The following is a 16100-nucleotide window of genomic DNA, read 5'->3' as shown; positions in this document are numbered from 1 at the left end:
AAATACAAAGGCGCCTGAAACGATCAGGTGCCTTTTTGAGATATTTTTTTCATTATTTTGGGCAGATAAGAGCTGATTTCCGTCGGCAAGACCACATAATGTTCTTGAGATAGTTCTTGTGCTATTGCTGAATGAAGATGGGTTGCTACTGCCACACGTTCGTAGAGACTGGCCTGTCGAAATTGGCCTGCAAATCCTGCAATCATTCCAGCTAGTGTATCTCCCATACCACCAGTCGCCTGATAGGGACCGCCAACCTGTAACTGGTAATAATCAGATTGGCTAGCTTGCCAAATACGAGTAGCTGGACCTTTCTCTACCAAAATTGTTCCTTGAGGGAAGGAAGTTAGGGCACTAGCCGTTGTATCTTCATTTTGCTTTTCAATCGTAATTCCAGACAGCTTTTCCCATTCCTTTTGGTGGGGAGTTAGGATAAGCTGACTCGAAGGAAATGACAAACTTATCCTAGCAAGAATTGTCAGAGCACCTCCGTCTACAAGCAAAATCTGATTCTGTCTTAAGCTAGCAAAAACCTGTTTGACTAGTTCTTCTCCAAAAATATCGTCTCGTAAACCAGGTCCCAATAAGACAACTTCTGCCCTCGCCAATTGCTCTTTTAACAGTTGCTGGTCTTGAAGAGCAAAGGCCATAGCCTCAGGTAAATGGCTGTGCAGAGCTGGAATATTTTCCCTATCCGTTCCAACGGTCACCAATCCTGCGCCACTTTTTACAGCTACCAAGGCAGCCATGATGATAGCTCCACCATAAGGATAGGTCCCACCTAACAAAAGCAGACGACCATAGTCTCCTTTATGACTTGTACGAGAACGTTCAATAATGACTTTTTCTAGTAAGGCTTGATCAATCACTTTCATCGTTTTTTCCTCTCTATTCATTATACTATAAAGTCTATCTACCTTGCATCTTAAATATAAATCTCTTCGTTCATATAGAAAAAGAGGGGACAAAGCCCCTCTACTCTCCTTTCGACCCAACACGAAAGTAAACGATTCCATTTTCACTAGTAAAGACGGAGAGGCCTAATTGGTCCTCTCCATCTATTCGACTCATTTATCGATTCATTTTTTATCTTCTACCAATCTATACAAATAGAATGGTATTAGGCGCATAGACTAGTCTTCTTTGCGTTTTACAGTTAATAAAGCTGCTGATAAGGCCAAGGTAACACCTGCCAAGAAAATAGCTGTTTCTGACTGTTTTTCACCAGTCTCTGGCAATCTCTTGTCTTCCTTAGCAACTTGAACTGGTGCTTCTGGAGTCTGAGATTTTTCTAACGAACTTAGCTTAAATTCTGTTTTTTCTACTGTCGGAGCTGGTTGGTCACCTACGGTTGATAATGGACCTGTGTAGGCTGGTAGCTCATGTTTCAAGGCCATAACGGAGTTAACTCCACCCTTGAACTCTGGTTTCTCTACTGTCGGAGCTGGTTGGTCACCTACGGTTGATAATGGACCTGTGTACTCTGGTAGTTCGTGTTTCAAGGCCATAACTGAGTTGACTCCACCCTTGAACTCTGGTTTCTCTACTGTTGGAGCGGCTTGGTCGCCTACTGTTGCTACTGGGCCTGTGTACTCTGGTAGTTCATGTTTCAAAGCCATAACTGAGTTGACACCACCCTGAAACTCTGGTTTCTCTACTGTCGGTGCAGCTTGGTCACCTACGGTTGATAATGGACCTGTGTAGGCTGGTAGCTCATGTACCAAAGCTTCAACTGCATTTACACCACCTGTAAATTCAGGTACCTCAAGCACTGGTGCTGGTTCTTCACCCTTGCTTGATTGAACAGGTTCTTCTGTCAATTCTTGATAGAAGCTCGCTAATTCATAAAACTCAGCCTTGCCACCTTCCCAGACCAGTTTAACATCTAGAAGAGAACCACCATTTCGGATAGCAAAGGTTTGGAGACTAGATGTAATGACACCAAGATCTGTCCAACTTTCTTGTCCATCCTTAAGTGTTCTCGCTTGAACTCGTGCTTTCGCTCCTTCAGGAAGGCTTGAAACAAGGCGTAGATGGTTGGCATTGGTTGGTTCTGATAAGTGGTAAACCAATTCACCCTTATCTTGTTCCGCCTTGTAGCTAGTCAAGACTTTTCCGTCTACGAGATTAGTATAGAAGTTGCCTCGGCTTTCGCCACCGTTTCCTTCTACAGTTGGATCATTGATTGGTTTGACAAATTCGCCATCATTGATCACCAATTCTGTAAATCCTACAAAACGAGCATCATAATCAGCTGTATAGAGGACACGAAGATAGTTGGCTTTGACTGGTGTCGTCAATTCACCCTCGATGTAACGATTTCCCGGCATCTTAGAATCATGTGTCCAACCATCTGTCAATGAATCATCGTGTGTACTATTGACTACACCATCTCCCACTGTCACAACATCCGTCCAAGTTTTACCGTCTTGGCTGACTTGGATTTTACCATCACGAAGATAGTTTTGAGTTCCGTCTTGGATGTAGGCTCTGATCTTCTTGATAGTGCGTTCGCTACCAAGTTTCAAGGTTACATGGCCGTCTTTATGGGCATAGTCTGAAAACTCAACGAAGTTGTTGTACACACCATCAAACAATTGAGCGAGGTTATTAATCTTACGAACATCATTGCTTCCATATGTTGGATGAATACCCATAGTTGTTGATTCTAGTGTTGTTGGTTGCACTTCTTTAGTCGTTACAAGGAGAGAAGTTGATGGAACAGCCTGTTCTTGGTCTGTTTTATTAACAAGACGAACATAACGTACCAAGTGGGTTGCGACAGTTCTATCTGTTAACTGGCTAGCTGGTGTCCATTCTTGAGCATTTGCAGAGTACTCTAGGCTAAGAGCAGGGTTGGCCTGACCTTGGAGCTGGATGCTCTTGACTTGATGAATACGGTCAAGCTTCATTCCTAGATAGCTATGAGCAGGAAGTTTAGTTCCAGCTGGAATTTGAAGTTCATAACGTCCCAAGCTATCCACTACCGGTGTTTCCTTCAAGGCGTCCACGTTGGTATCTGTTAAGTCAAGATTTGGACTATCGACATCTACTGTAAATTCCGCAATTCTCCACCACTTATTTAAGGTTTGTGTATTGCGAATGCGAACAAAACGAGTTGTAAATTCTTGCACGATATCAGAAGTTCGTTGCCCTGATAAATTTTGAAGCGTTGTCCAATTTGTACCATCTGCAGAATATTCGATGACACCAGATGCTAGTTTGTCTCGTTCTCCTTGCATCAGATGAACTCGTTTTACTTTATGCAGTCCACCTAAGTCCATTTGTACCCAAGCTTGCGCTGGTGTGACATTGGTCTGATCAACATGTGCCATCATGGATTCTGTGTTTTCTCGACCATCTTGCATCTGAACAACACTTGTTCCATATTTGTAAACAAGGTTTGGACTTAAACTAATAGTGCCACTAACTTTCTTACTACCCAATTCTAGGGGTCTATTTACAGCTATTTCACGCATGGCGAGCCAAGCATTATCCTTCTTAGCTGTTGCTATCATACGAACAGCTTGAGCTGTGATATCGAGGTCATTAAATTCCAGAATGCGTTCTCGACCAGTATATGCAGGGCTCGTTATGGCTACCCATTCTCCTTTTTCATTTTGATATTCCACAACTGCATTACTAAAGGTATAGTTATCGGCCGTATTAGTACCCGTAGCGAAACCTAATTTGTGTATTTTAATCGCCTTATTAAAGCGTAAGCCTACATAATCACCTCTCTCAATTACAATGGTTGTTTTGGCAATCACATGTGTATCAAAGTCACCATCTGTGACTTCTTTCAATCCGCCTTCTATTCCAGCACGATTCGTAATAAATGTTGTCACAAATTTATCTGGATTCAACATTGCTTGAATATGTAAGGCTAAGTATTCTTTGAGATTATTGATAAATGGTCGAATATGTTGGACACCAAATTCTGCGTATTCATAATGGTCAACGTAAAAGAAGGCATGTTTAACTGACTGGTCATAATGTTTGACTCCTGCCTGATAGTACTCCCATACCTTGGCATCATTCTTTTCAGTAAGACCTTCTGTAGCTGTTAGGAAAGCTTCAAGCGCGTTCATTTGATCTACTGTATTATCTAACCAATAGTGAATTTGTTCGATTAATTTCTGATCGCCTTTTTCTTTAAGTAGAAGAGCATTGGCTTTCAAACCAGCAAAAATGTCCCTCAACTCTTTTCTTTCAGAATCCAGATTTTGACCAGATTTGAGTTTGTTATAGAATTCTGTCAATTTTGGAGCCAATTTTACAGACTCTTCTAATTTAGTGACATGGGGAGGTCTATTTTGATTGCGCATGTGTTTTCCGAGTTCTCGAAAAGCCTTTGAAACACTGCTTTCTTCAAAATGATCGTTGACTACATAGTTAAAGGCCATATCGTTGATTTGTTCAGCTTCTTCTGCACTTCTCCATTGCTTCCATCCATACTGAGCCATATCAAAAAGTGCCACTTTAGATGCTTCAGATTGTTGCATTGGATTTAGCATAATTCCTTGTGCAAGCGATAAATCAACATTTGGATGTAAGAATTTTTCACCACCTCCAAGAATTAGGTGGGGTTTTGTATTGTCATTACATGGCCAGTTAATCCAGAACTGAATTGGACGGTAAGTCTTACCACCTTCTGTTAAATTTTTCTTTAAGTTCGTTAAGAATGTTTGATCAACAGCCCCCCAGACCTTTCCACCAGTAAGAGTTAAATGAACATTTTCAGGAAGATGTTCATTCAAGGTCCGAAGTTCAGCTTCAGTTCCTTGCCCCATGTACCAGGCAGGAACAAAAATCATATCTTTACGGAGACCACTGTATGTTGTTTGTTTTTCAGTCAACCAATTTGTGATATCCTTCATCAAGCGAACATAACTATGGTAACCACCAACTGGGCTTGGTGCATCATCTGCAAGCACACCAAATTCACGCACTCCCACGTCCAACAACTGAGTAAACTTAGCCTTTATTGTTGCAAGGTCAGCCTGGTAATGCGCTTCATTGCCAAAGCGGATACGATTGTTCATAAATGGATGGATGGTCCAAACATAACGTGTTTTCGTTTGATTACCGACACGTGCAAGTTCTCGGATTTCAGCCAGTTTTTCTTCTGGGTAAAGTTCACGCCATTTCTTATTGTGGTATGGATCATCTTTTGGTGCGAAATAGTATTGAGTTAACTTCAATTCACTTCCATAACGCATCAATTCTTTACGATTTTCATTAGACCATGGATTTCCATAGTAACCTTCGATGAAACCACGGTTCTTAATTTCAACGTAATCTTCCACTGTCACATTGCGAAGAACTGGAACTTGACTTTCCTTAAGCATGTGTTTCAAGGTTGTCAAACCATAGAAGACTGCATCTGTGTCTTTTCCGACGATAGAAATCGAATTATCCTTGATGGTCAAGGCATAGGCATCAATCTTGTCAAAGAGACCTGCTGAAACCTTGGACATATTTTGCTCTGCTTGTGAACCTTGTCCATGCACTCCAAGATAGATATTAGTTGCGCCAGAAACTGCCGTTTTACTAGTTTTGTAAGATACTTGATTGTCCTGCAAGACACTCTTCAAGCGATTACGAGTATAGATATCGAGTTGATCTCCCATAACCAGATTGACTTGCTTACGAAGGGCTGTGACTCCTTCTCCATAAGTCACTTTTTGTGGAGTTGGGAAGACCTTGTACTCTTTCTTGAGATAATCTGCGCTCTTGCTGGCAGCTGCAATACTATCTTCGCTAGCTGGTTTGCTTGCAGTGAATTGATCCGCTAGTTCAACTGTTCCATCACCTGTTTGATCTACTTTTGGAGTTTCAGGTGTAGTTGGTTGACTAGGTTTAGAGATTTCTTTATCATTTTGTCCTCCACTCATAGCTTCAGACGGCTTTGTTTCATTCTCTGGAATTCCAGGTGCTTCAGCTGGTTTAAGATTATTTGTCGAATCAGTAGAACCAATCGTTCCTGTAGTTTCTCCATTTCCAACTGTCGAGCTAGCTTCCTTCCCAGTATTTTCTTCTGCTTTCTTCAAAACTGCCGCAAGTTCATCAGGTAACTTTTCTAATGGCTCAGCTTGAGTTATAGTTCCCTCTTTATCTCCTACACTACCTGTTTCTGCAGCCTCTACTAGATTAACACCAAAGATACTGGCACCAATCATAACAGAAGCTACTCCAATAGCGAATTTACGAATACTGTAATGACAACGTTTATTGAAAAAATTTTTATCCATCTTTATCTTATCTCCTTTCGTCCAAACACGAAAGTAAACGATTCCATTTTCACTAGTAAAGACGGGGAGGACTAATTGGCCCTCTCCATCTATTCGACTCATTTATCGATTCATTTTTTATCTTCTACCAATCTATACAACTAGAATGGTATTAGGCGCACAGACTAGTCTTCTTTGCGTTTTGCAGTTAATAAAGCTGCTGATAAGGCCAAGGCAACACCTGCCAAGAAAATAGCTGTTTCTGACTGTTTTTCACCAGTTTCTGGCAATCTCTTGTCTTCCTTGGCAACTTGAACTGGTACTTCTGGAGTCTGAGCTTTTTCTAACGAACTTAGTTTAAACTCTGGTTTTTCTACTGTCGGTGCTGGTTGATTACCTACTGTAGCTAGAATACCACGGTACTCTGGAAGTTTATGTTCTAGAGCCATTACAGCATTAACGCCACCCTTAAATTCAGGTTTCTCAACACTTGGTACTGCTTGATCTCCTACTGTAGCTAGAATTCCTGTGTATTCTGGAGCTTCGTTTACTGCTGCTTCTACAAAGTTAGCACCACCTTTGAATTCTGGAACTTCGTTTACTGCCGCTTCTACAAAGTTAGCACCGCCTTTGAACTCTGGAACTTCGTTCACTGCTGCTTCTACAAAGTTAGCACCGCCTTTGAATTCTGGAACTTCGTTTACTGGCGAAGGTTCCTCACCCTTACTATTTGAAATAAATGGTTTTACTCCTACCTCGATAATACGATTTTGAGCTTTTCTTTGTTCAGAATGAACAAGAGTTCTATTAGTTCCTGATACTTGAATATAGTCAACTTTTTCTCCAGCTTGTCCTTCAGAAACTACACGACGTTGACCTTGAGCAAGTTCAGGGTTTTCACGAATAACTTCTTTAAACGGAAGTGGAGTCTTTTCAATTTCTAAACTTGGAGTTTCTGCTACTAAGTTCTTAACGCCTTCTGTCGGTGTTGTTTGGAAGGTAGACTTAAAGTGTAAACGATATTCTTTCACCAGATTTCCATCTTTGGAAACAAGACGAACGAGTGTTGGAAGATTTGTATTTCCATAATCCACTACCGTGACTACTCCATGTCCACTAGTTGTCGCAGTGACTTTTGGTTTAGTTCCCATTGTTGTTAGGGTGTACTCTGTCACATTTGGATCAAAGTTTTCCAATGCTTTTCCATCGATTGAAATAGTCGCTGATGGTGTTTCGACTTCTGCTCCCTTGCCTGCAGAATAGGCTGTAAATTCGACTACTGCTAGACCGTTAGTAGTAGACTTACGAGTCATTCGAGCACGAATAGCTGTCGTTTGAATCGGATCAAAGTTAAACTCGATTGGTTTCCCAGCTACTAATTCTCCAGAAGCTTTGTAAGGAATTGGTGCCCAATTTTCTGCCTTGTTGAATGGATGGTCAGCATTTTCTTCGTAACGAGAAATCGTACTTGGTTCTGTAAAGGCTGGACCAATATATCTTTCTAGAACCATTTTCTCAGGAGCATCTGTGCCACTATCTTTAAAGAACTGAATGGCTACTTTTCCGATAGATTGAGAAGTAATTTTTCCATCCTTCTTAAAGAGTAATCCAACAGAAGTTTCTTGATTTTTCGGAGTACGAGACCAGTTTGTCCAACGTCCATCTTCATTGTATTTTCCATCATTGATATAGAAAATTCTATCATGTGAAGCTGCTTGTGTATCGTTCGTTGTTGAAGCAAAGGCTTTAGAGTCCGTTTCATTGTTGCTTGGATTTTCTGAGATGACTTGATTTCCTTTAGCTACAACTGTTACTTGCATGGTAGTTGTTAGATTTGTACCGATGACATGACCAGTTACTTGGAATCTTCCCTCATGCTCTGTCGCATGTTGAGGAATAGCATCCCATTTCACTGCCAGTTTATCTGTAGTCCAAGTATTTGAAGTTGGATAATAAACAGTGACTTCTGATGGAAGTTGAAGGGTATCTCCGAGCTTCAAAGTAGTTGCACCATTTTCAGCTGCTAAAGGTAGACTTGTATCTTTTTCATCATTACGGTAGATCCGATATTCTTTTAAAATAGTACCATCTTCAGCCTTCAAAATAAGACGTGTCGCACCTTTTGGACTTGTTGCTGGAACAAGAGTAACCAAACCATTGTTGCTAGCTGTTGCAGTAATTTCCTTGCTAGATTGAGGAATATAATAATCTGTTTTCGATGGATTAAAGTGTTCAAGATCCTTGCCATCTACTTTGATAGAAATATCTGAACTTGTTTCACTTAAGACCTTGTTTCCAAGGATAGTTAGCTCTGTCAGACCAACTCCCGCAGTACCTTCAGCCTTTTTCATTCGAAGACGAACAGCATAGGTTTCTACCTTGTCAAAGGTAAAGTGATTGGTTTGAGTTGCAGATAGCTGGCTTGGAGCATGTAAGTTTTCAACTGCCTTCCAGTTGGCTGGATTATTAAATGGATGATTAGTATCACGCTGAGCATTGCTGACATCACTTGGTAAATCTGGAATTTCTTTACCTACATAATATTCAACTACATATTCTTTTGGAAGACCAATTGCTCCATCAGTATAGAAATCAACCGACAAATTGTTGACAAAACGTTTCGTCAAGTCTCCTGAATTACCAAACAAGATAGAAGCCCAGTCATTATCAGTATTTGTTCTCCAAGTAGTCCATCTATTTTTAGCATCTGTTGGCGTTCTTGACACAGTTAGGTCGTTCAAGGTATTAGCTGAATCATCTCCTCCTGTATTGGATACAATGGCAGCTGGCAATTGTGACCCTGTCCATTGTTTAGAGATATTATTTCCAGCAACAACTTGACTAGACACTCGAACATGAGCTTTAGTTGTAAGATTGCTACCTACTAAACGACCATTGATTTCATAGACCCCTTCAGTTTGACTAAAGTTGGCTGGAACCTGTTCCCAAACCACATCTTTGTAGATAGTTGTTCCGTTAGAATGGTAAGCACGAACATTAGCTGGCAATTGAACTGTCTCACCCTTAGGTACTGTGAGGCTGACTTCCTCTGCAACTTGTAAGCCTTCAACTGTCACCGTTGCTTGAGCTTCAATGTCTGTTCCTTCTACATGTCCTTTAAGGGTAAAGCTATGATAGCGACCCAATTCTTTTTTATCTACCTTGTCCCAAGTTACAGATACTTTGCGTGGCAAGCCCTTATCAAATTCTGCCCCAACTTCTTTAGGTAGATTCGGTTGCTGATTAATATCTGTAGAAATAGATACAGGATGAAGTTTCACAATCTTCTTGCTGACTTTATTTTCTTTAATCACCACTTCAGTGGTTACAGATTCTGTTTTCTCTGTTTGATTATCGATTCGAGGTGTCAAAGTCACTCTTCCCTTAGTATAGAGCAATAGATTCTGACCATTTACCTCAAGATGCCCACCATCAGATGATTTAGCTTCTAGGTGAATATCTGAAGCTGAAAATTCTGTTTGAGAACCATCCTCATAACTACCAATGACACGATAAGTTAAAACCTGATCTTCAGTAGCAGTTTCTTTTCCTTCCACAACTACTTCCAAACGTTTCAAGGCAGGAGCTTCCTTCACAAACTGAATTAAGTAAGTTTGAACTAAGTCACCCTTTTGGTCACTCAAGAAGACAGAAGCCTGATAACCATTATCAGCAGAAGCTTGCTGAACAGTTACTTGATAACCAGTAGTCTGAGCTCCAACATTTGGAATTGTTCCAGTGTAAGGAAGAGATACACGATAATAAGTCTTGCCAGGATCAAAGTTGTCAAGAGTTTTATCCCCAACAGTAAGTCCTGTAATGCTACTTGTTGTTTCCTTATTGCTTGCGATAAAGGTTGCTGTTACTTCACGATCATCATCTACCAATTTACCAGTAGCCTCCGTACGTCCACCTTCCTTGTTCAAAGCAGCAGGATCTTTCAAGGTCCAAGAAACAACATCAGTATCAATCAAGCTACCATCTGTCAGAACAGCTGTGACTGTTTTATCCAAATCTGCTGCAGTTGTACCAACTGGTACTGTAGCAACTTTTGGTAACCATCTATCTAAGGCAATCACTTTTACAAGTGCCTCAGCTTTGGTTTCCAAACCTTCTACACGTCCAGATACTTTTTTCTCACCTGCACTTTTAAGCAAGTCAGCTGGCACGTCCCATGTTACAGTCTTTTCCTCAACACTACCGTCGCTATAAATAGCTGTTACTGTTTGAGGCAATTCAGGATTTGTGCTAACATCAGTTGTTGCTTTTACAGGAGCAAAGGCTACAAAGTGACGGTTTTCTTTCTTACCAGACACAGTTGCGACCGTTGCGCTATCAGATGTCAAACCAGCAGAATCTGCATAAAGAGTAAATTTACCTTCTTTTTCTGTTGATTTTACAATGACAACTCCTTTACCATTGAAAGCACGTCTTTGCCATGTTCCATCCGCTTGAGCTTTGTAGCGCTCACGGCTAGCTTGTTCTCCATTATCCACACCAACAATTTGTCCCTGACCATGAAGATTGAAATGAACAAGATTATTCGCTGTCGGAACCACATTCCCATCGCCATCAACAATTTCGTAATGGATGTAGGATAGGTCTTTCCCATCTGCAGTGATAACATGCTCTTCTTTAGTCAGACGAACTCTTGCTGGTTCCCCTGCAGTTGTCACACTATCACGCGCAATTTCGTTGCCATTTTCATCTCGAGCAATCGCAGTCAGTGTGCCGGGTTGGTATTTCACAAGCCACTCGAGATACAATTCACTTGGTTTAGCCCCTTCATGATAAGGACGTCCATCTTCTGTCCTTTTCTTCGTATATTCCTTTTTACCAAGCGACTGTCCATTTAAGAACAATTCGACACTTGCAGCATTTGAGAAGGTACGAACCGGAACTTTTCCATCAACTAACATCTTACGTTCTTTAAGTGTCTCTTCAGTCCAGTTCCAATGTGGTAAAATACGTACAGTTGGCTTTTCTTTAGCACTATACCACTCACTGCGATAAAGGTAGAAATCATTTTTTGGTAAACCAGCCGTATCGATGATACCAAAGTAAGAGCTTTTTACAGGTGTATTATCTTGGTTATGCCATGGAGTTGGTTCACCAATATAATCAAACCCAGTCCAGATAAATTGTCCGGCATAGCCAGCGCGATCACGGTCAAAAGTCCATGACTCAGTAGCTGTTCTTCCCCACCCAACACGGTCGTTACCATAATCAGATTGTTCATAGTGACGATTTGGACGGTTATCGTGTCCAAGGATTTGAGCAGGATTGTAATAAGAATCACGCGTTCTAGTAGCTGAAGAGGTTTCAGAACCATAAATGAGCCAGTCTGGATGCGCTCTACGAACCGCATCATAAAAACGTTCACCATAGTTCATACCGACAGCATCCATGATTTCTGCGAGTTTCAAGAAATCACCTGTCGCTGCACGACTAAATTTATTTTCACCCATGGTGACATAACGCTCAGTATCAATCGCCTTGATAATAGCCTTCAGACGCTTAGCAGTTTCGATAGAGCGAGGACTACCATTTGCCTCTTCTACCTCATTTCCAAGAGACCACATGACGATAGACGGATTGTTCTTATCACGTTCTACCATTGTTCTAAGATCAAAATCAGACCACTTCTCACCCTTCTTAGCTTCAGGATGAGTTGCATCTTGATCAAAGAAACGTCCATAGTCGTAAGTCTTCTTGCCACCATACCAAGTATCAAAAGCTTCCTCTTGAACCAAAAGACCTAAACTAGCTGCAGCATCAAGCAACTGAGGGCTAGCTGGATTGTGGGTTGTTCGAATAGAGTTAACCCCCATATCTTTCAGGAGTTTTAATTTACGATAGGTAGCCTTATAATTCTCTTCTGCACCCAAGGCTCCATTGTCATGGTGAATACTTACTCCGTGGAATTTCATGCGTTCACCATTCAGAGAGAAACCATCCTTAGCAGTCCAATTAAAATAGCGGTAACCAAATGTATCTTCTGTTACATCAACTAGTTGACCTTCTTTATAAACCTTTGTTTTCAGCACATACAGTTGAGGATGATAACTTTTTGTCGTCCAAAGAGTTGGTTTATTAACTAGGATTGTTTGTCTGAAATCTGCAGTTTCATTTTCTGCTAAATTCTTCGTTTCAGAGCGAACTAATTCTGAGACAACCTTGCCTTCCTTAGTGAAAATTTGTTGTTCCACAAAAACTTTAGCAGTCTTCTTATCCGTATTTTTAATCTTACTTTGAACCTGTGTTTCAACATTCCCTTCTTTTTGCTCAGCAAGTTTTGGAGTAGTGATATGATTACCATTTTCGGCAACATGGACTTTATCACGATAACTAAGAGTTACATCACGATAAATCCCACTTCCTGAATACCAACGACTACTTGGTTGCTTATTGGTCACTTGAACAGTAATTGAATTTTCACTACCATCCTTGTTTAAAAATTCTGTGATATCATATGAAAAATGATTATAGCCACTTGGATAATGTCCTACAAATTTACCATTTACATAGACCTTTGAATCCATGTAAACCCCATCAAAATTGATACGAACATCCTTATTCTTGTCTGCTTCATTTAATGTGAAAGTCTTACGATACCAGGCTGTTCCACCATTTAACTGGCCACCTTCATTACGCGCGGGAGACTTGTGATCAAAGTCAAAATAAATACTCCAATCATGAGGAAGATTCAATTTGGACCAATCATGAACATCCACATCTTTTTTTGAAAAATCGCCTTGGGCATTTAGTTTAAAATACCAATCTTTATTAAAATCTTGTTTTCGATCCGATAATAGTTGTTTTTCCTTTTCAACTTCAGCTTTGTTTGACTCTCCAGATAGTGCTTGCGATTTTTCAGAAGAAGGTTTGATCTCTGTGTCTGCTTTCACTTGGTCCTTTTCAGAAGTTTTTTTAGAATCCTCTTTTACTTCTGTTCCAGCTGTTACTGCAGATTCAACAGGCTTTGGATTTGCCTCTTCAGATTTCTGTTTGTCCTCAGTTTTGGTTCCTTCTTCTACTTTATTTGGAGTTTCCACTTTAGGACTAGCCAATTCATGATTACCATCGTTAGCAGGTCTAGTAGTTTCTGTATCCTTAGTCACTTTATCTTCTGTCGACTCAGCTTTGGGTTTTACAAACTCACGCCCACCATTCTCATCAGCCTTTGCGATAGCAGCTGCCACATCATCAGGAAGCTTATCTAAAGGCTGAGGTTGATGAACAGTTGTTTCTTCTGTTTGAGTATTGGATGAAGCCACTTCCTCAGCTTGTACAGCTGAAATGCCAAATATACTAGCCCCAATCATTACAGATGCCGCACCTATTGCAAATTTACGAATGCTATAATGACAACGTTTATCAAAAAGTCTTTTGTTCATTAAAATCCTCATTTCTTTTTCTTGATACAAAGTAAGCGCTTACTTTATTTTAAAAAACGACCTCCTTCTGAATACACAAACACGTACCAAGTTCGATAATATATTTTATATATTAAATATATCAAAACACACCTAAAATTGCAATCATTTTCCATCAATTTAACCTAATAAAATGGTATGCAAGATAAGTTCATTCAAAAGAAATAAGTGCAATGAAAGTAGCTTTCTATTCTAGACTCTTTCCAATACAAATTTCATTCTATTAATAGCATTTTCATACTTCAAATTTATAGTTTATGGACTCATATCATTTTAGACTGCATTATATAAAAAGAAGGTAAAATATTATTCTACCTTCTTTTTTCCTATTTTCTATCCAATGTCCGAAGTGCTGCTTGATAAGTTTGCTCCATCAGCATGGTAATGGTCATAGGACCTACACCTCCAGGAACTGGTGTGATGTGGCTAGCAAGTGGGGCAACTGCCTCATAATCAACATCACCACATAGCTTCCCATTTTCATCGCGATTCATCCCAACATCAATGACAACTGCTCCAGGTTTAACAAAGTCAGCAGTCACAAACTTGGCACGACCGATTGCAACCACCAGAATATCTGCTTTAGCAGCCACCTTGGCAAGATTATGAGTCCGTGAGTGAGTCAAAGTCACTGTAGCATTCTTTGCCAAAAGAAGCTGGGCCATGGGTTTTCCGACGATATTGGAACGACCGATGACGACCGCATTTTTACCTTCCAAGTCAATCCCATATTCATGGAACATTTCCATAATCCCTGCTGGTGTAGAAGGAATCATGACTGGATGACCAGACCAGAGACGCCCCATGTTTAAGGGATGGAAACCATCCACATCCTTTTCTGGGTCAATGGCTAATAAAACTGCCTCTTCATCGATATGTTTTGGTAATGGTAACTGGACCAATATTCCATGCCAAACTGGATCTTGATTGTATTTGGCAATCAAGTCTAACAATTCCTCTTGGGTAATGGTTTCTGGAACTCGGACTACTTCACTACGAAAACCAGCTGCAAGGGCAGAACGTTCCTTATTTCGAACGTAGACTTGGCTGGCAGGGTTGTCCCCAACCAAAATCACCACCAAACCAGGTACTAAACCTGTTTCTTCCTTTAATCTTGCAGTCTTTTCAGCCAGCTGTCCTTGTAACTTAGCTGCTAGAGCCTTCCCATCAATAATCTGTGTCATATCACTTCTCTTTTCTTTCAAATATCTTCCATTATACCAAAAACTGTTAGTCCCCTCTAACACTTCTTTCCTAGGCAATCCTATAGTTTCAAACTATAAGAAAAAGGAGCGGATATTCCATCCAACTCCTTATTCTTATTAGAAAATCTAATTAGATTTAATCTTCTTTTTTCTTACGAGCAAGAAGTCCAAACCCTCCTAGTGCTCCAAGAAGTCCGAGCGATGCTAGACTAGCGCTAGCTTCTGTACCTGTGTTAGGCAANTCTTTTTGANCTTCAACATNTTTAGGTGTTTCTTGTTTAGAAGGTTTAGAAGGTTGAGCTGGTTTAGCAGGTTTTTCTACTTCCCTAGGATTTGGAACATAGTTAATTACTGTATCTTGACTTGGATCTGTTGGGATGTTTGGTACTACATATCCTTTTGATGGATCTTTCGGATCAACTGGTTTAAGTGGGTTGCCATCTTTATCTTCTGGAGTGAATCCTGGAACGTATGGTAACACTTCTGTTGGTTGCCCTGGTTTTGTTGGGTCTGCTGGATCATTTGGATACTTGATTGGAGTTGTTGGTTGTCCTGGGATGTTTGGAATCCATGATCCGATTGGTTTGTACACATATGTTACTGTTGAACCATCTGTGCCAATCTTACCTTTAGCGTCTCCATCTACACGAACAAGTAGGTGTCCTGGAATTACTTTTCCAGTTGTTGTGTACTCATCTCCTACTTTTCCTTCTGTTGTTTCTGAAGGGATTAAGTCTTTGCCTTTTTCATCTACATATTTAACTACTAGTTTAGCTTTGTTTGCTACGTAGTTAATTACTGTATCTTGACTTGGATCTGTTGGGATGTTTGGTACTACATATCCTTTTGTTGGATCTGTTGGATCAACTGGTTTAAGTGGATTGCCATCTTTATCTTCTGGAGTAAATCCTGGTACGTATGGTAACACATCTGTTGGTTTACCTGGTTTTGTTGGATCTGCTGGATCGTTTGGATATTTGATTGGAGTTGTTGGTTGACCTGGGATGTTTGGAATCCATGATCCGATTGGTTTGTAAACGTATGTTACTGTTGAACCATCTTTTCCAATCTTACCTTTAGCTTCTCCTTCAACACGAACTAGTAGGTGTCCTGGAATAACTTTTCCACTTGTAGAGTACTCATCTCCCACTTTTCCTTCTGTTGTTTCTGAAGGGATTAAGTCTTTGCCTTTTTCATCTACATATTTAACTACCAAGTTTGCTTTG

4 protein-coding genes and 2 pseudogenes are annotated in these 16100 nt (G+C 40.4%); all 6 read right to left on the bottom strand.

What is annotated here, in order from left to right:
• Positions 1 to 23 precede the first annotated feature (23 nt).
• Positions 24 to 875 (bottom strand): NAD(P)H-hydrate dehydratase, encoded by an 852-nt coding sequence (locus D8855_RS07770; RefSeq protein ID WP_070479417.1) that lies wholly within the window; start codon positions 873 to 875, stop codon positions 24 to 26.
• Positions 876 to 1133: 258 nt separating this feature from the next.
• Positions 1134 to 5867: pseudogene (locus D8855_RS07765) on the bottom strand (SIALI-17 repeat-containing surface protein); the annotation flags it as partial.
• Positions 5868 to 6146: 279 nt separating this feature from the next.
• Positions 6147 to 6254, bottom strand: a pseudogene (locus D8855_RS10835) (YSIRK-type signal peptide-containing protein); the annotation flags it as partial.
• Between the two features lie 164 nt (positions 6255 to 6418).
• On the bottom strand, positions 6419 to 13630 hold the full coding sequence (locus tag D8855_RS07760; RefSeq protein WP_125416833.1) for an SIALI-17 repeat-containing surface protein: 7212 nt from the start codon (positions 13628 to 13630) through the stop codon (positions 6419 to 6421).
• Between the two features lie 365 nt (positions 13631 to 13995).
• Positions 13996 to 14853 (bottom strand): bifunctional methylenetetrahydrofolate dehydrogenase/methenyltetrahydrofolate cyclohydrolase, encoded by an 858-nt coding sequence (locus tag D8855_RS07755; RefSeq protein ID WP_185757576.1) that lies wholly within the window; start codon positions 14851 to 14853, stop codon positions 13996 to 13998.
• Positions 14854 to 15010: 157 nt separating this feature from the next.
• Positions 15011 to 16100, bottom strand: a 1090-nt coding sequence (locus tag D8855_RS07750) for a MucBP domain-containing protein (RefSeq protein ID WP_125416831.1), incomplete at its 5' end; no start/stop codon positions are given.

The organism is Streptococcus mitis (assembly GCF_003942685.1).
GTDB lineage: Bacteria > Bacillota > Bacilli > Lactobacillales > Streptococcaceae > Streptococcus > Streptococcus mitis_CD.
This window is presented reverse-complemented; position numbering and strand designations above follow the sequence as displayed.

Coding starts and splice junctions, on each gene's coding strand:
- D8855_RS07770 (WP_070479417.1), bottom strand. CDS start 875: ATGAAAGTGATTGATCAAGCCTTACTAGAAAAAGTCATTATTGAACGT.
- D8855_RS07760 (WP_125416833.1), bottom strand. CDS start 13,630: ATGAACAAAAGACTTTTTGATAAACGTTGTCATTATAGCATTCGTAAA.
- D8855_RS07755 (WP_185757576.1), bottom strand. CDS start 14,853: ATGACACAGATTATTGATGGGAAGGCTCTAGCAGCTAAGTTACAAGGA.